The 18443-nt window shown below is 55.5% G+C and carries 19 protein-coding genes and 2 pseudogenes; 19 read left to right on the forward strand and 2 right to left on the reverse strand.

All coding sequences use genetic code 11. The features are described 5' to 3' along the window. The first annotated feature begins 3 nt into the window (after positions 1–3). From Q7V21_RS16675 to Q7V21_RS16715, 9 genes and pseudogenes are all read left to right on the forward strand, one after another. Positions 4–309, forward strand: a complete 306-nt coding sequence (locus Q7V21_RS16675; protein ID WP_304918361.1) for a hypothetical protein — start codon at positions 4–6, stop codon at positions 307–309. A 135-nt stretch (positions 310–444) separates the two neighbouring features. Further along, positions 445–1179 carry a winged helix-turn-helix domain-containing protein gene (locus tag Q7V21_RS16680; RefSeq protein ID WP_304918362.1) on the forward strand — a complete coding sequence of 245 codons (735 nt, stop codon included), beginning with the start codon at positions 445–447 and terminating at the stop codon, positions 1177–1179. Positions 1180–1445: 266 nt separating this feature from the next. Next, positions 1446–1721 (forward strand): HU family DNA-binding protein, encoded by a 276-nt coding sequence (locus Q7V21_RS16685; protein WP_304918363.1) that lies wholly within the window; start codon positions 1446–1448, stop codon positions 1719–1721. A 219-nt stretch (positions 1722–1940) separates the two neighbouring features. After that, a complete protein-coding gene (locus tag Q7V21_RS16690; RefSeq protein WP_304918364.1) occupies positions 1941–2432 on the forward strand; it encodes an integrating conjugative element protein in 492 nt (163 codons plus the stop codon). Further along, positions 2429–4483, forward strand: a complete 2055-nt coding sequence (gene traD / locus Q7V21_RS16695; RefSeq protein ID WP_304918365.1) for a type IV conjugative transfer system coupling protein TraD — start codon at positions 2429–2431, stop codon at positions 4481–4483. Before Q7V21_RS16690 ends, traD begins: the two co-directional genes overlap by 4 nt. 144 nt (positions 4484–4627) lie before the next feature. Further along, positions 4628–5230, forward strand: a pseudogene (locus tag Q7V21_RS16700) (TIGR03747 family integrating conjugative element membrane protein). A 306-nt stretch (positions 5231–5536) separates the two neighbouring features. Then, positions 5537–7465, forward strand: coding sequence for a patatin-like phospholipase family protein (locus Q7V21_RS16705; RefSeq protein ID WP_304918366.1), 1929 nt, complete (start codon positions 5537–5539; stop codon positions 7463–7465). Between the two features lie 127 nt (positions 7466–7592). Beyond that, positions 7593–7874 (forward strand): annotated as a pseudogene (locus tag Q7V21_RS16710) (transposase); the annotation flags it as partial. A 386-nt stretch (positions 7875–8260) separates the two neighbouring features. After that, positions 8261–8845, forward strand: coding sequence for a hypothetical protein (locus tag Q7V21_RS16715; protein ID WP_304918367.1), 585 nt, complete (start codon positions 8261–8263; stop codon positions 8843–8845). Positions 8846–9040: 195 nt separating this feature from the next. Here Q7V21_RS16715 and Q7V21_RS16720 read toward each other — a convergent pair whose 3' ends face one another. Together Q7V21_RS16720 and Q7V21_RS16725 are read right to left on the reverse strand one after the other, a co-directional pair. Then, a complete protein-coding gene (locus Q7V21_RS16720) occupies positions 9041–9331 on the reverse strand; it encodes a DUF86 domain-containing protein (RefSeq protein WP_370654079.1) in 291 nt (96 codons plus the stop codon). After that, positions 9331–9621: a nucleotidyltransferase family protein gene (locus tag Q7V21_RS16725; protein WP_304918368.1), complete on the reverse strand. Its 291-nt coding sequence runs from the start codon at positions 9619–9621 to the stop codon at positions 9331–9333. The genes Q7V21_RS16720 and Q7V21_RS16725 overlap by 1 nt, the downstream gene beginning before the upstream one ends. Positions 9622–10045: 424 nt before the next feature. Here Q7V21_RS16725 and Q7V21_RS16730 point away from each other — a divergent pair, with 424 nt between their 5' ends. The 10 genes from Q7V21_RS16730 (at position 10046) to Q7V21_RS16775 (ending at position 18136) form a co-directional block, all read left to right on the forward strand. Next, a complete protein-coding gene (locus Q7V21_RS16730) occupies positions 10046–10336 on the forward strand; it encodes an RAQPRD family integrative conjugative element protein (protein WP_304918369.1) in 291 nt (96 codons plus the stop codon). An 8-nt stretch (positions 10337–10344) separates the two neighbouring features. Next, positions 10345–10578 carry a DUF3262 family protein gene (locus Q7V21_RS16735; protein WP_304918370.1) on the forward strand — a complete coding sequence of 78 codons (234 nt, stop codon included), beginning with the start codon at positions 10345–10347 and terminating at the stop codon, positions 10576–10578. 26 nt (positions 10579–10604) lie between these two features. Then, complete coding sequence (locus Q7V21_RS16740; RefSeq protein WP_304918371.1) at positions 10605–10964, forward strand: TIGR03745 family integrating conjugative element membrane protein; 360 nt, start codon at positions 10605–10607, stop codon at positions 10962–10964. Positions 10965–10966: 2 nt separating this feature from the next. After that, positions 10967–11338 (forward strand): TIGR03750 family conjugal transfer protein, encoded by a 372-nt coding sequence (locus Q7V21_RS16745; RefSeq protein ID WP_304918372.1) that lies wholly within the window; start codon positions 10967–10969, stop codon positions 11336–11338. A 5-nt stretch (positions 11339–11343) separates the two neighbouring features. After that, positions 11344–12012, forward strand: a complete 669-nt coding sequence (locus Q7V21_RS16750) for a PFL_4703 family integrating conjugative element protein (RefSeq protein ID WP_304918373.1) — start codon at positions 11344–11346, stop codon at positions 12010–12012. Beyond that, a complete protein-coding gene (locus Q7V21_RS16755) occupies positions 11996–12838 on the forward strand; it encodes a TIGR03749 family integrating conjugative element protein (RefSeq protein WP_304918374.1) in 843 nt (280 codons plus the stop codon). Before Q7V21_RS16750 ends, Q7V21_RS16755 begins: the two co-directional genes overlap by 17 nt. Before the next feature lies 1 nt (position 12839). Then, complete coding sequence (locus Q7V21_RS16760) at positions 12840–14246, forward strand: TIGR03752 family integrating conjugative element protein (RefSeq protein WP_304918375.1); 1407 nt, start codon at positions 12840–12842, stop codon at positions 14244–14246. 133 nt (positions 14247–14379) lie between these two features. Beyond that, positions 14380–14811: a TIGR03751 family conjugal transfer lipoprotein gene (locus tag Q7V21_RS16765; protein ID WP_304918376.1), complete on the forward strand. Its 432-nt coding sequence runs from the start codon at positions 14380–14382 to the stop codon at positions 14809–14811. Next, positions 14811–17621: a conjugative transfer ATPase gene (locus Q7V21_RS16770; RefSeq protein ID WP_304918377.1), complete on the forward strand. Its 2811-nt coding sequence runs from the start codon at positions 14811–14813 to the stop codon at positions 17619–17621. The genes Q7V21_RS16765 and Q7V21_RS16770 overlap by 1 nt, the downstream gene beginning before the upstream one ends. Further along, positions 17618–18136, forward strand: a complete 519-nt coding sequence (locus Q7V21_RS16775) for a TIGR03757 family integrating conjugative element protein (RefSeq protein WP_304918378.1) — start codon at positions 17618–17620, stop codon at positions 18134–18136. The genes Q7V21_RS16770 and Q7V21_RS16775 overlap by 4 nt, the downstream gene beginning before the upstream one ends. Positions 18137–18443 lie beyond the last annotated feature (307 nt).

An 18443-nucleotide genomic window follows, 5' to 3' on the forward strand; every position in this document is an offset into this window, starting at 1 on the left:
ACGATGAAACTGGCCATCCTGTTAAACCTGCTGTTATTAGCCACTGCCGCTCACGCCCAAGAGCCGGCGCAAGCCGATTATTGCCACGATGCCACCATTAATAATGATTGGCGCAAACACATTGCCACGTATCCGCAGGACCCGATCATATTAAAACTGGCGGGCCTGCGCGAAGGGTTGTGCCTGATGATTGAGCGAGGTCAGATCACCCAAGAGCAGGGCATCAACATCTGGGAAGATGAACGGCAACGCAGCCTGGTCGACAGAAACAAAGAACAAGCCCTGCACATGCCCAACTATACGCTGTAGTGATTAACCTCAATGACGCGTTAGTGGCTACACAACAGCAACGCATCGCCAGCATTCCCCGATCATCCGCAACGGGCGGGTACTTTGATTTCGAATCTCGCGTAAAATATCACCTTGTTGCCAGGGAGAGTCGTTATGTCTGACGTGTTGATAGTTATTTTTGTCCTCTATATTATTTATCTCATTATGAAAAAACCAAAATCCACCCCCGAAACAGCCGTCCCTAAAAAGCCCAGCCCCGCTCAGACCCCCCCTGAAAAGGTTCAAGCTGAAGAGGCCAAAGCTACCATTGAAGTGCCCGCTGTTGCCAAAGTGACGCCAGCTAAAGCGGCACCTAAAAAGTCCAGCCCCGCTCAGAACCCCCCTGAAAATGTTCAAGCCGAAGAGGCCAAAGCTACGATTGAAGTTCCTTCTGTTGCCGAAGTGACGCCAGCTAAAGCGGCACCTAAAAAGTCCAGCCCCGCTCAGAAACCCTCTAAAAAGGTTCAAGCCGAACAGGCCGAAGCTACGATTGAAGTGCCCGTTGCTTCAAAAGTGACCCCAGCTCAAGCGGCGGCGCCCATAAAGCCAGCCGTCAAAGCGGCACCTAAAAAACCCAATGTCCTGCAGAAAGCACCCAAGACGGCTGAAGATCTGTTTGTCGAGCCGGTAGCGACGTCGGACATCACCGTAAAAGACCGTATCGGCCTGACTGCAGGCCTTATTTGGCAATACCTCGCAGACCATGGCGCTACCCCGGTAGCCAAATTGATGCGGGAGCTTCCGGAAGAAGAAAAAATCATTCACCGCAGTATCGGCTGGTTAGCGCAGGAAGGTAAAATAACCCTGGACATCGTTGACCGGGCCGAGACTATCGCGCTGAAAGACTAACGGTATTTCAGACTGGCGAAGGTGCCGAGCAAGGGGCTCGGTCATCCATGGCTTCTGGACCCCGGCCATCCGTGCCGGGGCGACAGCTACGATTAACGCGAACAGGGCCTTCGAAAACACGACTCCCTAGCCCAAAATCCTGATAAGGACAGGCTTCAGCGCCCCCAGGTTGCCAAGAAAAATTAACCTCAGGACGTGAAGAATTGTTATTTTTACACTATAAATAAAGCGCACCTTTTTTTCATCCTGACTCAGGAACCTCCTTTATGAATAAATCCGAATTAATCGATGCCATCGCCCAGCACGCCCAATTAACCAAAGCTGATTCAGGCCGGGCGCTGGACGGTTTGCTCCACACCATCGAGACCGCATTAAAAGCCGGCGACTCGGTTGCTTTGGTCGGCTTTGGCACGTTTGCCGTCAAAGCCCGCGCCGAGCGCACCGGACGGAATCCCCAAAGCGGAGAAGCCATCACTATTGCAGCCGCCAACATTCCAGGCTTCAAACCTGGAAAAAACCTGAAAGACGCGGTTAACCCTTAAGCGCTGCGGGGCTGATGCCATCGGCCCCGGTATTTGTCTCGTGTTTTCGCAGCTTTTAGAGCCAGCGCCGCCTGCGTTTAACACGCCTTACCTTTCATAATACTCCTGGCAAACCCTCACTCGATAAAACCCTGGCCTCTTAAAACAGGGTTTTGAGTTCGCTTTAAGCGGGCCATGATCCACAATGCGGACGTTTCTCAGCTAACGCAGTGAATCACCATGCCCAATCGATCCATCGCCTTGTGTCTGCTCATCTTGCTTTTGCCGGTGCTCAGTGCCGGCGCACCGGTGATCATTTATGACAGCGGCCGCACCACACCGTTGCCGGATCAGCCGGACACCGTCCAAGTGCAAACGCCGGTGACTGCGGACTTTTCGGTGCACCTTGAGCCGTTACCGGTCACCAGTCCCACGCTGTCACCGGGTAAAGTCGAGGCCCGCAGCCTCGACCGGCGCTATCTGGAGCGCCCGGTCTTCATGGTCGGCGCGGATGGGCTGTCCCTGCGCTGGTTAGCGGTGCACCAAGCCCGGCTCAAGCAGCATCAGGCCATCGGTATTGCCGTGAATGTCGATACTGCAGAACACTTACAACAATTGCAACAGGCCGCCGGTGGCCTGGTCATCTACCCGCTGGCCGGCGATGCCCTGGCCGAGCAACTGGACTTGACCCATTACCCGGTGTTGATTTCCCCGACCCGGATCGAGCAATGAAGTCGCATTATCCGGTCGAAGCCTTATTGCGGCCGCCGGTGGAACTCTGGTCCGCCGCATGTGCGTTCAGTTGCGCGCTTATCGCAGGTCTTGCCCCCTGGGCCATGATGATGACCCCCTCGGTGGCCTATGCGACAGCGGTTTTATTGACCCTGTTCGGGCTGAGTCGCACCCGGGACGCGTGGAGAGTTCTGCGCTACCAACGCAACATGCGCAAACTCCCCCGTTATGAGATCACCGCAAATGCGATACCGGTCAGTCACCAGCGCCTGTTTCTGGGTAAAGGCTTCCTCTGGCAGCAACAACACAGCCAGCGGTTACGCGACACGCTCAATCCTCGGGTTAGACACTATATCGAACCTTCAGTCCTGTATCAGTTAGCCCGGCGTCTGGAAATCCGCTGGGAACACACCCCGATCTTAAAAGGCTTGGCCAGCTGCTTGCAATCGCCAGTCTGGTGGAATCCGGTGGCCCCTTTGCCACCGGTAGGAGGGAAAGCTGCTATTCATGCCGTGGAATGGCGTGAGCAGACCGTGACCATGGACCTGCGCGAACGGGTCGGCCATATCCTGGTGTTAGGCACCACCCGGGTCGGCAAAACCCGGCTGGCGGAACTCCTGATCACCCAGGATATCGCCCGCGGCGATACCGTCATCGTCTTCGATCCCAAAGGCGATGCCGCACTGATGAAACGCGTGGTCGCCGAAGCCAAACGCGCCGGCCGTAGCAAAGCGCTCTATATTTTCCATCTCGGTTATCCCGAGATCTCCTGCCGTTATAACGCGATCGGCAATTTCTCACGCATCACCGAAGTCGCAACCCGGCTGACCAATCCCTTGCCTAGCGAAGGCAACTCCGCCGCGTTTCGGGAATTTGCCTGGCGCTTTACCAACATGATTGCCGTCGCCCTGGTCAAGATGGGCAAACGCCCCGACTATCAGTTGATCACTCGTTATATCACCCACATCGAACCGTTGTTGACCGACTACTACCGGCACTGGCTGCCCGAGGTGGCACCGCCGGACTGGCCGCAGCAGGTGCAGCGGATCGCTGAAACCATCAACGAACGGGACTTGCCCTTTGCCCTCAAAGGCCGCTCGCCGGAAGTCATTGCCCTGGTGCGCTATGTCAAAGAGCAGGGCTTTTACGATGCCGTCGCCGACGGCTTGCGCTCGGCTTTTGAATACGACAAAACCTACTTCGATAAAATTGTGGCCTCCTTGTTGCCGCTGATGGAAAAACTGATCACCGGCAAAACCGCGGCCTTGATCTCTCCGGACTACACCGACCTGACCGATACCCGACCCATCATCGACTGGCGGCAGATCATCCGCCGCCAAGGCATTGTCTATGTGGGGCTGGATGCCTTATCGGACATGGCTGTTGCGGCCGCCGTCGGCAATTCCATGTTTGCCGATCTGGTCTCGGTATCCGGGGAGATCTACAAGCACGGCACTGACCGTGGCCTGCCCGATGCCGAAAAAACCCAGACCTTGCCGACCATCTCCCTGCATGCCGATGAATTCAACGAACTGATCGGTGATGAGTTCATCCCCTTACTGAACAAAGCCGGCGGCTCCGGCTTTCAAGTCACCGCTTATACGCAAACCTGGTCCGACGTCGAAGCCCGGATCGGCAACAAAGCCAAAGCCGGGCAGGTGGCCGGTAACTTCAATACCCTGATCATGCTCCGGGTCAAAGAGCTGGCCACCGCTGAAATGCTCACCAATCAACTGGATACCTGCAATATCAGCACCCTCATGGAAGTCTCCGGCGTCAACGATTCCGCCGATCCCGATTCCCCGATCGATTTTACCTCACAAAACCAGGACCGCATTTCCGTCACCGACATGCCAATGCTAGCCCCGGCCACCGTGATGGCCTTACCCAAAGGCCAAGCCTTTGCCTTGCTGGAAGGCGGCCATCTGTGGAAAATCCGCATCCCCTTGCCCACCCAAGCCAACGATGCGCTACTACCGAAAAACCTGCAGGAGGTCGCCAACGAAATGAACCGGCGCTATTTGAGCAATGATCACTGGTGGGCTAGTTGAGTGGCGGCACCGCGTCCGAGTCGCTCATCCGCGCAACAAACGGTAGAGCAGGGCCTGTTGGCCGCAACCCTGAGCCACCTGCTGCAAGCACTGCTCTTCCTCCTGATCACCTTGTTGTTCTCGATACTGCTGGAATGGCTGGGCATGGCCACCGGCTTTTGGCAGGCGCCCGGCAGCCAACACAGTGAACGGATGCTGGAACAAGAACTTCGTGTCCTCAATGACGAATTCCAACGCAGTGTCATCGTGGCCCAACCGGCCGACTTTGCAAGGCGTTTTGCTGATCAATTCTATGACCTGACCTTCCGGCAAACCGGCCTGCAAGCCGCGGTGATCTGGCTGGCAACGCCCACGGCCGGCGTCAACGACCAACCCTTCAGACGCCGCTTGCACGCGGTCTATCAACAGGTCGAAGCCTAAATCGAAGCAGCCATCAACGTCATCCGCATTTTTGCCGTGCGCCTGGCGGTTTTGACCCTGGCCTTGCCGGCCTTTATCCTGCTCGCCTTGCTGGGCCTAACCGACGGTCTGGTGCAGCGCGACATCCGGCGCTGGAGCGGCGGCCGGGAAAGCTCATTTGTCTACCACTGGGCCAAAAAACTCATCTATCCCGCCCTGATCACCCCCTGGATACTCTATCTGGCCATTCCCGACAGCATCCACCCCAACCTGATCGTCCTGCCGTTTGCCGTATTATTTGCCGTCTCGGTCATGGTCATGGCTTCGACGTTTAAGAAGTATTTGTAAGTATTCAGCGGCGATTTACCTCATAACAATTTTCGTAAATGGCTTAACCCTGAGTGTCATTTCCATATAATTTGCCGCGGTCTGCGCTAATCGTGAACTCTCCGTTTTACGGCTATTGGGTCTAAACGCCGCCTCAAATATATTCAGCCATTCTGAGTTTACTTTTCGCATTCGCTTTGAAAAATCGTGAACCTGCTCTTAAATGATTCGATTGCACTTGACAAGGATTTGAACTATTGTTCAAAAAAAATAAATTCTTCAATTTTGACCTAACCCTTTCTGTGTTCTTCAAAAGAGGGAGGACGTATGGCGGACAAAAATTTCTACATCGGCTTTGCGTCTGCCGGTGCGATCTCGGCGGGTGCTTATTCGGCCGGCGTACTGGATTTTTTGATCTTGGCCCTCGACGAATGGGCAAAAGAAAGGAATGAAGAAGACCATCAGGTCGTAATACCGGTATTCTCCGGCGCATCCGCAGGATCGATTACTTCCGCGATCGGCATGCTTGCAGCAGCGCGGGAAAAGGAACCGAATCTCAAACTGGGAGAAGCGGAGCATTACCTACAAACTCTCTATGATTGCTGGGTCTCTGGCCCGGATCTGAACGTATCGGGGTATGTTGCCGGCACCTTGCTGAGTCTGTCTGATTTAGATGGCGACGAGGTCTTTTCGCTGCTTAATAGCCGATTATTGGACGATATCGCCGAACAAGCATTCAAGGACCTAGCCGGCCTTAAACAGGAAACTCCCGGATATTTTCCGCAACGCGTTCACCTTTACATGACGCAAACCAATACCCGGGGCGTCCCTTACCAGATCAAATTCGACTGCGGCAAGGATAGCGGATACCACATGCTCTGCCATGCCGATAGAGCGCATTATGTGATTGAAGGGTTGGGTACCGCATCGTTCGTCAGCAAATGGGCCGATGCGGATCAAGCCTTTCTTCCGCTCAATGCCGATACTCTGAAAACGCCGACGGTCGGCGGAACATTACCTTCGCCATGGAAAGACTACAGCCAACATACGCTCGCTTCCGGCGCCTTTCCGATCGGCCTGAAAGCCCGATTTTTCGATGTCAGTAAGGATCATTACGAAAAACGCAGATGGCCGTCCTCCATCGGAGCCGACTATCTGGATAAAGTCCAACCGGATTGGCCGGACGCATCGACCAGCAATAACAATTATTCCTATACGGCGATCGATGGAGGGGTGATCAACAATCATCCTTTCGAATACACGCGATACAGTTTGATGAAAGATTATCCGGAGCGCAATGAACGGAATCCGGAGTATGCCGACCGTACCGTCATCATGGTCAACCCGTTTCCGGAGCCGCCCGCTTTCGCATCGGATCAAGAAGCGAAAAAATATGATTTGTTGACCATATTGCTCCGCTTATTTCCGACCCTGCTCAATCAAAACCGATTCAAATTCGAAGAAATGGTTTTAGCGTTAGATGAAGATACCGCGAGCCGCTGGCTTATTTCGCCGCGTAGATATGTCGGCGATGCGCTGCAGGAACATGGCATCGCATGCGGTTTACTCGGCGGTTTCGGAGGATTTGTCGACCGGGCATTCAGAGAACACGATTACGAGTTAGGACGAAAAAATTGCCAGGATTTTCTATCGCGATGGTTCGGCGTAGACTCCGGAAATAAGCACGTTTCCACTAAAAACATAACGTTGCCTCAATTGCAAATCGGACTCCCATCCAACGAGGGCAAAGCGCCGATTATCCCCTTATACGGCAAGGCCCGAGATCCGGTTGCAGTCAGACCGTGGCCGAGAATATCCAAACGCAAAGTGCGCGACATTGCCGAAATGGCCGCGCTACGCCTGGATAAATTGGTTCCCAAACTCTTGTCGAAACACCTGAACGGACCGAAGTGGGTTGCTATACGCACTGTGTATGCATTGGCTAGTGTCAAAGATACGGTGTATTACGCCTGCCTGGCGGACTTGACCCGCCGTGACCAATGCAGCGATTTCAAAGACCTAACCGATCCGCAGAGAAAAGTATTGGCGGCCTGCATGAATCCGTCATACGACTACCTTACGCCGAACGGCATCGCGGAAGACTCCGGCCATGCCATTGCCGTTGTTAACGATGCGATTAGTGAATTGTTAAAGAAGAAGCTCTTGTACAAGTTTCGCGGAGTGATCAATAGAAAAGAACTCTACACCTACGAACCGCGCGGCAAATTTTACGACACGAATCCGAAATATAAATAATCAGTAGATCGTTCGTGATTAAGCCTTAACACTTTAATATAAACTAACGAGACAGTAACAAGTTTGGGCAACCTAATAAAAGTTTAACGGGGTAGTCAATTAGCGCCTCTTGGTACAAGATATAGGGGTGGAAAATTTACAAAATCAAACAAAAACTAAGCCAATCCTGCAACCAGGGCGCGACTACCCACGAAATTATCGAGAATTTGTTGAATGGTTTCCTGACAATGAATCCTGCATTGCCTATTTGGAAAAGTTACGCTGGCCTATCGGTTTTATCTGCCCCGTATGTGATTTTGCCTCTGATCCATGGCATCAAACTCGCGGGAGACTGGTCTGCCGGAATTGTCGCCGCCAAACCTCAGCAACCAGAGGTACGATCTTCGATAAAACGCGCACCCCTCTAACGGTTTTGCTGGTCACCTTTCTATCCTTCTGAGGTTAGGTTGTCATTCATGGTTAAAGCAATGGGTGTGTAGGGTTGCGACTCAGTTTATGATGTTTAATTAGATTTTGACAAGTTGATGTTATTAACAGTAAATCACTTACTTATTTTGGACGATTTTCTTTTTTATTATTGGCTGAACGGACTGTTGATAAGCGCCGATGATGATTGCCATTCAATTTGTGGCAGGGAAATATCCAGTGTCTGAGTAAAATAAATTTTGGATAGAAATTTAACTTTAATATGACCCAATTACTTAATTTTATTGCTGGTATAAATGTTTTACAGTAGAAATACAGAACCTTATAATCACATGTCGCTCTGTCGAGCGTTGAAACAAGGATATCAGTATGAAAGCTCCGTTTTCGGTGATAGACCTCGATAATTTACTCCATGCATGCATCGAATTCACGCAGCACCATGAGCCCCTTTTCTATACGGGCAATATTTGCGGAAGAAATGGCGTAGCAACTGATGCTGATGTCGTTCAAAACATGTTTAGCTGGATTGCGGAAACGGACAAAGACTTACTGGAGGACTGCGGGTTTGGAAAGGACGATATCCACTATTTTCGGTTGGGACACGGCGCGATTGAAATAATGAAGCGCGGTGGTTTTAAGACATACCTTAGCAGTCGATCATGGACTGAGCGCCTGGAGAAAGTCCGATTATGGGCTCCAATAGCTATTTCGATCATCGCCATCGCCGTTTCCTTGTTCGCCTTGAATAAGCCTACAGTGACCGCCAATAAAGTTGATGATCTGCACAGTCAATGGGTCGAGTTGCACAAGGAGCAGGAGCAACTGAAGGCTGTTGTCGAGAGATTGTCAAAGGCTCAAGAGCAATTGTCGAAACAGGCTACTCCAGTCGCCCCAGTAAGCAATGAACCAGTGCCTGAAAGACCCTTGCAACCGATTACGCCGGCTGAACGTTAGCGTCAAATTCGTCCACCCGGCTTTGCGTTTAGAAAGTAGGCCGAGTTACCGATAGCATAACCCGGTATTTAATTGGCTGGTGGTGATCTTCGTCAATTCTTGGATTAAAAATAAAAACCCAGCACTCACGTTATTCATCATCCGTAGGGATACGCAAGGACCTGAGACCTGCCAATAACTCAGGCAATGCCGTCATTACCGTATCCCAAACACATCCAGATTAATTTCAAAGTAGCCGTGGGCGATGCGGTTCCGCATGCCGCGCATACTCCGCCAGGGAATTTCCGGATGTTGTTCGGCAAAATCGGGGTAGTGATCCATCACTTTGGAAGCGGCTTCGCCGATGACGATAAGACTCATGACGACAGCTTGTTGTGTGCGTTTGTCTGAACGAAAATCATCACGGCTAAAACCCTCCAGGAAGCTGCAGGCATCATAAGCCGCTTGTTGAACGTGATCGAGATAGTCAGGAAGACGATTTACCATCAGATAGGAAGCGCTTGGGCGAGTACCTGGGTTCTAATTTTCTGAGGTAAATCGGCGGGTGTTAATACATCGACGGGAACGCCCAGCAGATGCTCCAATTCTTCTTGCAAACCGCCCAGGTCGAAAAGCGTAGTGCCCGGCAACGCGTCCACTAACAGGTCAAGATCGCTGCCCTCTTTATCGGTTCCCAACAGCACCGATCCAAAGATTCGAGGGTTCGTTGCCCGAAAGCGGTGTGTAGCAGCGCGGACTGCCGATCGGTTGCGGTCAAGGGCAATTGATGGGCGCATGGGTTTTCCTCTCGGTAGGATCAGTGATTATGATAGCGTGATTGCGGGTTGCGGGTCCAGCCAGACGATGACTGCAGCTGACGGCGCAGGTCACCTGAAGCAGAGAGACTGTAGAAGCGACGAAAATGCCTAAAAAAGCTGCCGCCGAAAAGCTATTCCACGCGAGCGAACCGTTACCTGATAGCACTGCCACGCCTCGATCGACTGCCTCAACGCGCGCTTTGGAGCTAAGTATTTCGTCCCCATTCCGAAGGGTCATGGTGGTCTCCCAAGCGTTAAACCATTCCGTCCTGTCTGGCCAATCAGACTGATGGTCACCAACAGGCAGCTAACCCTCTCCTGTTGAGTTAGGGTTTTCAGTAGGCTTTTTCTGGCCGGTCATCAACAATAGCCCCCATCTTTTCTCGTTCAGGTATTCATGCCGATGCGCTGTAAAAATGAGATCTTGCTGCTGTTGCTTTGTGTGCCCTTGTCGGTCCTGGCCGATGCCGATGGCGAACGGTCCGCCTTGGCCAGGCTCATCCATGAACTGGAAGGCTTGGAACCGCTGGTTGCCGCCGCCCAGGCGCAGGCGGATCAAGACGGCCGGGTGCACTTTCAGTACGACTGGCTGCTGCTGGATATCGAACGGATCAAACTGGGTATCCAGGAACATCTGACATCTCCCCGTCAGGCGCGTCGTATTCAGCCGCTGCAAGGCGATTACCGGCGTTGACTTTAACCATGACGGATGCGCAAGTCTCAGCCTTTTCACAGTCAACCGGCGGTGTGGCGCCCGGGCATCTGGTTTGGGTGATTGCCGGGGTGCTGGCGGTCATTTATCTGATCTGGCTCGCCTGGCTCGCTCATGCGCACTTGTACGCCTGGCAAACCGGCCAAGGGGTTTTTTATGACCTGCTGGTGGCGGTCATGCGCGGCGCCGTGGTGGCTTTGTTACTCGGTTATTTACTCCGTTAATGCGTTTTTTATCAGAGGACCTCCTTATGTTGAAGCGATTGCAACACACACTCTATCCCAAACTGCTGGCCGCCGCGACCGGTCTGCTGCTGTTCAGTGACCAGTTGGTTGCTGCCTTACCGACCGCGGTGGCACCCAGTAATGCCCCTAAAGCCGGCGACTGGCTAACCTTGATCAAAGGCTATGCCAAAGATGCCGGATTGGTCATCGGCCTGGTGCTGGCCGTGGTCGCTTTCCTGTGGATTGCCTGGATCAGCATCTCCAAATTCAATGAAGCCCGCACCGGCAAAGCCGAATGGGGTGAAGTCGGATTAACCGCTGTGGTCGCAGCCGGCGTGATGATCTTTATCAGTTACCTGCTCACTGAAGCTTCCAACGTCATTTAAACATGGACCAGCCCACCGAGCTCTTGGCCGACCGGCTCAATCAGGAGCCGGTCATCTTCCGCGGCAGCACGCAATCGGAGTTAGGCTTGATTTTACTGCTGGCCACGCTGTTCTGGTTGCCGACCGGCTTAGTCGTCGCCGCCTGTTTTGGCGTCGTGGCCATGGGACTGGGACTGGCCATGCTGGGTGTACTCCTGACCATTGTCGTGGGTTCGACGCTGTTTCAACGCATCAAACGCGGCCGGCCTGATCATTATTATCAGCATCGGCTGATCATCTGGCTCCAGCACCGGGGGCTGCGTTCCAGTCAGTTGATCGTGCGCGGCGGCCGCTGGGATCTGGGCCGGACCCAACCGCCCCGGCTGGGCCACTGAGACTTATGCGCTACCAGGATGTGAACAGCCGGCTTACCGCTCATATTACCAGCTTACGCGCCGTCATTGCCGGGCTGATGATCATGATCGGGCTGCTGGGCTATGCCTGGCATGCCGCCCGCACCGCTATTCGCATCCATATTCCGCCTGATCTGCGCTCCGGTGCCGTGGTCAAAGCCGATGATCTGGCACCGGCCCATGTCTATGCTTTTGCCGCCTATATCTTCCAGCAGCTCAATCACTGGGATAGCAACGGCGAGAGCGATTACGGCCAACAGATTTTTCGCATGGCGGCCTATTTGACCCCGGATTTTCGCGAATACCTGAGCAACGACCTCGCCCTCCGCGGCCAACGCGGCGAACTGTCCGGCCGGGTGCGCTCGATTCAACCGGTCGCCGGGCGCGGCTATGAAGAACGCCGGGTGACGGTCATCGACCCGCAAACCTGGCAAGTCTGGCTGGATATGAGCATACAGGAAACGGTAAGAGGCATGGACGTCAAACAGGTCCGGATTCGCTATCCGCTGACGGTGGTGCGCTATGACGTTGATCCGGAACTCAATCCCTGGGGCTTGGCATTGAGCGGCTTCGGTGCCGAGGGCCCCCAACGCATCGACATGAACGAAGAAACCGAGATTTCGCGCGCGAGAGGTGGTCATGAAACAGGTCCTTAATCAGCCGTCAACAGGCATCCCGGGCATCGGCTCACTCCTGTTCCTGTGCCTGGCCTTCAGTTATGGTGCTTGGGCCGATGAAGCGGTCGAACGGCTGTTTTGGGACAAAGTGCCGCTGCGCATTACCTTGCCGGTAGACCGCGAACGCCGGGTGAGCTTTCCCGGTGAGGTTCGGGTCGGCATCCCGGTGCAACTGGCCAGTCAGTTACGTACCCAAAGCAATGCCGGCACTGTCTATTGGTTAGCTCACGCGCCGTTCGAGCCGCAGCGTATCGAAGTGCGCGATCTGGCCGGGCAGGGCAGTGTGCTGATCGATCTGAGTGCCGAAAACGATCCGGATTTACCCGCGCCTCCGCTGGAAATACAATTCCGGCAGCAACCGGGCGGCAGCGAGGCGGACCCAAGCACGGGATCCGACGCGCATCAGTTGTCCCGTCGCGCCTCTGCAAAGACCCCGACCCGGGCACCGGGCCTGGTGACCTTGACCCGGTTTGCCGCGCAGCAACTGTATGCCCCGGCGCGTTTACTGAAAGCCGCGCCGGGTATCCACCGGGTTTCGGTCAGCCTCAAGCCGATAAGCCATTTGCTGAAAGGTGCAGCGATCACCGCAACGCCCATCGCCGGCTGGCAGAGTGGACGGTGGTATATGACTGCGGTGGCGCTCAACAACACCGGTGCCCAGTTTATCGAACTGGATCCCCGACACCTGCGCGGTCAGTGGCGGGCCGCCACCTTTCAACACAGCCGCCTGCATCCGGCCGGCAGCGAGGCTGATACCACCGCCGTCTATCTGATCTCAGACCGGCCGTTTCACGAGGCGCTGTGAGATGGGCGCAAATCGGCTGGTTCCGATGCTTGCCGGCATCATTGTGTTGATCCTGGTCGTGGTCACCGTTAAAACCTTCAGGCAAAGCCCGGCAGATGTTCACCTTGCTACCGTGCCGGTGGCCGGCAGTCCCGATGTGGATTCCCCGGCCGATACCATCCGGACTTTGACGGCCGAAGTTGCGGCCATCAAGAGCGAAAGCGAAAAACTGCAGATGCAGAATGACGCCTTGCTCAAACAGCGCGATGAAATCGAAACCCGGGTCAAAGCCGATCTACAGACCCAACTGGCCCAAGATGCCCAACAACAAGCAGCGAATGCGGTCAGCCAACTGGCTCAGCAAGTCGATGTTTTCAAAAACCGGCTCGATGAACTGAGTGCCGCCCCAAACCGGCCCTCGCCCGAAACCGGCAGCGACATTCCGATCGGTTTCGGCATCGAGGCTAACGATACGCTCAAGCCACCCGATGCCGCATTGATCTGGATCGAACCCCTCGGTACCGCAACCGATGGCAACGGCCAGGCGGTGTTCCCAAAGCCGACCCCAGCCGCGCAGTCGTTACTCGGTGACGGCTCAACCGCTGCCGACACCGCCGAACAGTACCTCACTGAAACCGCAAACGGGCTGACCGAAGCCGACCGGCCGGTCTATACCGTCCCGCGTAATGCCACCTTGATCGGTGCCACGGGCATGACGGCCCTGATTGGCAGAATCCCGATCAAAGGCGCGATTGAAGATCCGTTTCCGTTCAAAGTCATCGTCGGCCGTGAAAACCTGGCCGCCAACGGCATCGAAATGCCGGGACTCGATGGCGTCATCTTCAGCGGCAAGGCCTCCGGCGACTGGACCTTAGCCTGTGTGCGCGGGCAGGTTCACGCCGTGACTTACGTGTTTGCCGACGGCACCATCCGAACCTTAGCCTCGGATGACAACAGCCTGGGCCAGAACAACCAACAACCAGTCGGCACCGCATCGGATAATCAACCCCGTGCCCTGGGTTGGATCTCCGACCGGCGCGGCATTCCCTGTGTCACCGGCACCCGGATCAGCAATGCCGCCAGCTATTTGTCCGGCCGCATCTTGGCCGCCGCTGCGGAAGCGGCAGCCGGTGCCTTCAGTCAAAGCCAGGTCACCAACACTGTCTCGGCGGCACAAGGGGTGGCGACTTCAGTCATCACCGGCGATGCGGCTCAGTTCGCCGGCGGTCAGGCCTTGGCCGGCGGCGCTTCGGAAGTCAGTGACTACTTACGCGAACGGGCGGCGCAAGCATTTGATGTGGTGTATGTCGATACCGGCTCGGAACTGGCGATCCACATCGATGTGGCACTGCCGATCGATTATGAACCGAAGGGGCGCAAAACCCACTATGACGTGGCTGACAACGAGGTGGACGATGAGCTGGATTAGACAAAGGGTATCCAACGGGATAATGAGTAGACAGCGACGCGCTGGATACAAGGGCGCAAGGACGAGTTCCAGCCTGACACAGAGAGTGACCGACGCGCCAACCGGGAGAGTTTATGCCCTGTTGACTGCGGTCATGTTAAGTATCGGTTTACTCACCGGTTGTGCAACCGGCGATAAAGACCGCATTCTGCCTCAGGCGGGTCCGACCATGAAAGAAGTCTATCAACGGCATTTTTCCGGCGGTGATCTGAACGCTTCATCCGCATCAGGCAGTGAAGCCCCGTCCAGCCCCGCCGTTCTTAATGCCTCAATCAAGCCTTACCGGCCTTCAGAACGAGATTCAGAGATCAACGCTCAACCGCAAATGAACCCGACCTACAGCGATGACGTGATGAATGATCTGCAGACCGTCTTTCCGCGCTTAAAAAACCCGACCTTGGTGCTCTATGTCTTTGCGCATCTGAGCCCGGTTGAAAAGCATCCGGTGCCCGGCTATGCAACCGCCTTCAGTTTATATCAGAGCATCGAGTTTGCGTTGCCGGGCGAGCCGGAGGCCGGGTACTGATGGTTGCCTTTCGACGCTTGCTTATCCGGTCTCAGCGTGAGGCGATTCCTCAGCAACGCCGGAGCACCGACCATCCACCAACCCGGGAACGCCTGCGCCAAGCGTATGAACGGCCGTGCTCGTTTACCAATCTGTTACCCTGGCTGGAATACGATCCGTCCTCGCAGTGTTTTTTACTGGATGACGGCTACAGTGTCGGGGCGTTGTTCAAGATTATGACCGTGAGTTCGGAAGCCCGCACGGAGGACTTTTTAAGCGAACTGCGCGATAAGCTGCACAGCGCCCTGATCTCGCTGCCCGAGGAAGTTGACCATCCCTGGATCGTGCAGTGGTATGTTCAGGATGAGCCGAATCTGAGTTATCTCAGTGAGGCGATCCGCCGTTATGCCCAGCCACGGGCACGAGGCAGTGCCTTGAGCGAGGCTTACTTTACGGTTTTATCCCGGCATCTGGCCACCATCTCGCGCAGCGGCGGCCTGTTTGAAGACAAGCTGGTGACCGGCGGTCCCTGGCGCGGCCAAACCCGGACGGTGCGAGCGACCCTGTACCGGCGCCGCCCCTTCAGTCAGCTGGCCTATGATTATGATCACCCGTCACCCGAAGCGGAACTCAACGAGGTGGCCGGCAAATTCACCACTGCCTTGGCGACGGCCGGGATCCCCGCTATCCGCTGCGGCGGGCAGGCGCTCTATGACTGGCTGTTTCGCTGGTTCAATCCCAAGCCTCCGACCGGCACTACCGACACCTTGTTGAGCCAGGCACCTTATCCCGGTGATCAAGACATGCCTTTCGGTCATGACTTTAGCGAGTCGCTGATGCTCGGCATGCCGCATTCCGATGCCCAACGCGGCCTGTGGTGGTTTGACGGCCTGCCGCATCAGGTCATCAGCGTACAGGCTTTGCGCAAAATGCCGCCGATCGGCTTGTTCGGTGCCGAACGGCAGGTCGGCGAACACCGCTTTGCCCTGTTCGACCGGCTGCCCGAAAACACCGTGCTGGCCATGACGATCACCATCAAAGCCCAGGATGCGGTGCGCAGGCACCTGGCCCAGGTGCAACGCGGCGCGGTCGGAGATTACCCGGAAGCGCAACTGGCCGCCCGTGATGCCGGCCAGGCCCAGATGGAAATCGCCAAGAACAACAAACTGTATCCGGTCCAACTGGCCTTTTATGTGCGCGGCGACGATGAACCCAGTTTGCATCGCCGCAGCAATCAAGTCACTTCCTTATTACTGGCCAACGGCCTGCACCCGATCCGTGCCCAAGACGACCTGCTGGCCCTGGACAGTTACCTGCGCAACCTGCCGATGGCGTACAGTGCCGAACACGATCAGCGCGAAGCGCGGCGTTCCCGCTTACTGTTCTCCCAACAGGCCGCCAATTTGGCACCGGTCTATGGCCGCGCTACCGGTACCGGGCATCCGGGCATCGTGTTTTTTAACCGCGGCGCCGAACCGTTACTGTTTGATCCTTTACACAGTGACGACCGGAAGAAGAACGGTCATGCCCTGATCATCGGCCCGACCGGGGCCGGAAAATCCGCCACCCTGGTGTATTTACTGCTGCACATGATGGCCCTCTACCGGCCCCGGGTGTTTATCATCGAAGTGGGGAACTCCTTTGGCTTACTGGGGCAGTACCTGCAAGCCCACGGCGTCAGCCTCAATCAGGTGACCTTGGCACCTAATTCCGACGTCAGTCTGCCGCCGTTCAGTGACGCCTTGAAACTGCTCGATGATCCGTTGCGCAAAGGGGAAGGCTTTCGCTTTCAGGACGAAACGGATCTGCTGGATGACTGGACGGTAGGCGCTGATGAGACACATCCGGCGAGTGACACCGGTGATGCGGAAGAAGAACGCGATAACGCCGATGAGAACCGGGATTTACTCGGCGAAATGGAAATCGCGGCGCGGATCATGATCACCGGCGGCGATAAACGCGAAGACGATCGGATGACCCGGGCCGATCGGCTGATGATCCGCAATGCCCTGTTACTGGCCGCGCAAACGGTGTTCGAGGCCGGCGGCGACCAGGTGTTGACCGAGGATGTGGCGCAAGCGCTGCGCCGCTTACCCGGCTTATCGGAACGGCGCCAGGAGCGGGCCGTGGAGATGGCCGATGGCATGAGCCTGTTTTGTAACGGCCTGGCCGGACACTTTTTTAACCGGCCCGGCAGCCGCTGGCCCGCTGTCGATGTCACCATTGTCGATATGGGCATACTGGCCCGGGAAGGGTATGAAGATCAGTTGACAGTGGCCTATATCGGCCTGATGAATCACATCCATGACCGGGTCGAGCGCCAGCAGAACGATGCCCGGCCCACCCTGGTGATCACCGATGAAGGCCACATCATCACCACCAATCCGTTGTTGTCGCCGTATGTCATCAAGATCGTCAAAATGTGGCGCAAACTCGGCGCCTGGTTCTGGATCGCCACGCAAAACCTTGAAGATTTCCCCAATGCCAGTAAACGCATGCTCAACATGCTGGAATGGTGGCTGTGTCTGGTCATGCCCAAAGAAGAAGTTGAGCAGATTGCCCGTTTCAAGGAGCTCAGTGCCGAACAAAAAGCCCTGTTGCTGGCGACCCGAAAATCCCCCAAGCAGTATACCGAAGGCGTCGTGCTTACCGACGAACGGGCCTTGCTGTTCAGGAACGTGCCGCCGCCGTTGGCGCTGGCTCTGGCCATGACCGAGAAAGATGAAAAAGCCCGGCGCCATCAGATCATGCAGGAACGTGGTTGTTCGGAACTGGAGGCAGTTAGCGTCATGGCTGAAGAACTCAGTCGCAAGCGTGGAGGAACTTCATGAACAGCTTAACGCTCGCTCTGTTAAAGCCTGCCCAAGTCTTTACTGTGGGCTTCCTGTTGACGGCTTTATTGCCTGCGATCGCTCAGTCTGCTCAGCCGGCTCAATCAGCGCCTCTGCCTCAGCAGCCTCCGGTCATTGAGGTCATCCACAGCGATGCCGAGGTCATCACCGGCACTGAAAGCCTGCTGCAACAGGGTTACGCCGTCCAACAGTACAATCTGGATGCTCCGCGGCACGTGCTTGCGCGCTTGAGTCAACACTTACCGGCCCATCAGGCAGCGGCCCAACAGCAGTTGGAACAGCAACTCCAAGCCCGCGGCCCCCAGTCCCTGCATCAGCAGTTGTTGACCGCCTACCAAGGCCTGTCGCTGGCCACCCAGTACCGGCTCGACCGTTACCCTGCCGTCGTCTTTGAGCAGGGCAGGGCCGTGGTGTATGGAGTCACCGATTTGCATCAGGCGCTGCTGCGGTATCGGCAGTGGCAAAAATCCCTTCAGCCCGGCGGAGCCCGCTGATGCCGTCCGGTTTAGGCAAACGGCGTGGGCTGTTGTTGGGCTTAACCCTGAGTCTGCTAATCACCGCTTCAGTCGGGGCCGAGGACTGTGTTCAACTGCGCGTCGTCGGGGTCTGTATCTGGATAATCTGTACATCGTTCGGGTGTGATATCGAAGTCACGCCTAAAATCCTAAAAAGAGCGGTTGAATCCACTAAGCAGGCGCTGACAGGCATTCCGGCGACTGCAATTGACGCCCCTTGAGATACTTAACCAGCGCTAAACTCAAGATTCGGTACCAGCGCTGGATCGCTGTCAACTGCTCCGCA

It is taken from the genome of Methylophaga sp. (assembly GCF_030651745.1).

Coding starts and splice junctions, on each gene's coding strand:
- Q7V21_RS16760 (WP_304918375.1), top strand. CDS start 12,840: ATGGGCGCAAATCGGCTGGTTCCGATGCTTGCCGGCATCATTGTGTTG.
- Q7V21_RS16750 (WP_304918373.1), top strand. CDS start 11,344: ATGCGCTACCAGGATGTGAACAGCCGGCTTACCGCTCATATTACCAGC.
- traD (WP_304918365.1), top strand. CDS start 2,429: ATGAAGTCGCATTATCCGGTCGAAGCCTTATTGCGGCCGCCGGTGGAA.
- Q7V21_RS16775 (WP_304918378.1), top strand. CDS start 17,618: ATGAACAGCTTAACGCTCGCTCTGTTAAAGCCTGCCCAAGTCTTTACT.
- Q7V21_RS16765 (WP_304918376.1), top strand. CDS start 14,380: ATGTTAAGTATCGGTTTACTCACCGGTTGTGCAACCGGCGATAAAGAC.
- Q7V21_RS16705 (WP_304918366.1), top strand. CDS start 5,537: ATGGCGGACAAAAATTTCTACATCGGCTTTGCGTCTGCCGGTGCGATC.
- Q7V21_RS16725 (WP_304918368.1), bottom strand. CDS start 9,621: ATGCGCCCATCAATTGCCCTTGACCGCAACCGATCGGCAGTCCGCGCT.
- Q7V21_RS16755 (WP_304918374.1), top strand. CDS start 11,996: ATGAAACAGGTCCTTAATCAGCCGTCAACAGGCATCCCGGGCATCGGC.
- Q7V21_RS16680 (WP_304918362.1), top strand. CDS start 445: ATGTCTGACGTGTTGATAGTTATTTTTGTCCTCTATATTATTTATCTC.
- Q7V21_RS16745 (WP_304918372.1), top strand. CDS start 10,967: ATGGACCAGCCCACCGAGCTCTTGGCCGACCGGCTCAATCAGGAGCCG.
- Q7V21_RS16730 (WP_304918369.1), top strand. CDS start 10,046: ATGCGCTGTAAAAATGAGATCTTGCTGCTGTTGCTTTGTGTGCCCTTG.
- Q7V21_RS16735 (WP_304918370.1), top strand. CDS start 10,345: ATGACGGATGCGCAAGTCTCAGCCTTTTCACAGTCAACCGGCGGTGTG.
- Q7V21_RS16720 (WP_370654079.1), bottom strand. CDS start 9,331: ATGGTAAATCGTCTTCCTGACTATCTCGATCACGTTCAACAAGCGGCT.
- Q7V21_RS16685 (WP_304918363.1), top strand. CDS start 1,446: ATGAATAAATCCGAATTAATCGATGCCATCGCCCAGCACGCCCAATTA.
- Q7V21_RS16715 (WP_304918367.1), top strand. CDS start 8,261: ATGAAAGCTCCGTTTTCGGTGATAGACCTCGATAATTTACTCCATGCA.
- Q7V21_RS16740 (WP_304918371.1), top strand. CDS start 10,605: ATGTTGAAGCGATTGCAACACACACTCTATCCCAAACTGCTGGCCGCC.
- Q7V21_RS16675 (WP_304918361.1), top strand. CDS start 4: ATGAAACTGGCCATCCTGTTAAACCTGCTGTTATTAGCCACTGCCGCT.
- Q7V21_RS16770 (WP_304918377.1), top strand. CDS start 14,811: ATGGTTGCCTTTCGACGCTTGCTTATCCGGTCTCAGCGTGAGGCGATT.
- Q7V21_RS16690 (WP_304918364.1), top strand. CDS start 1,941: ATGCCCAATCGATCCATCGCCTTGTGTCTGCTCATCTTGCTTTTGCCG.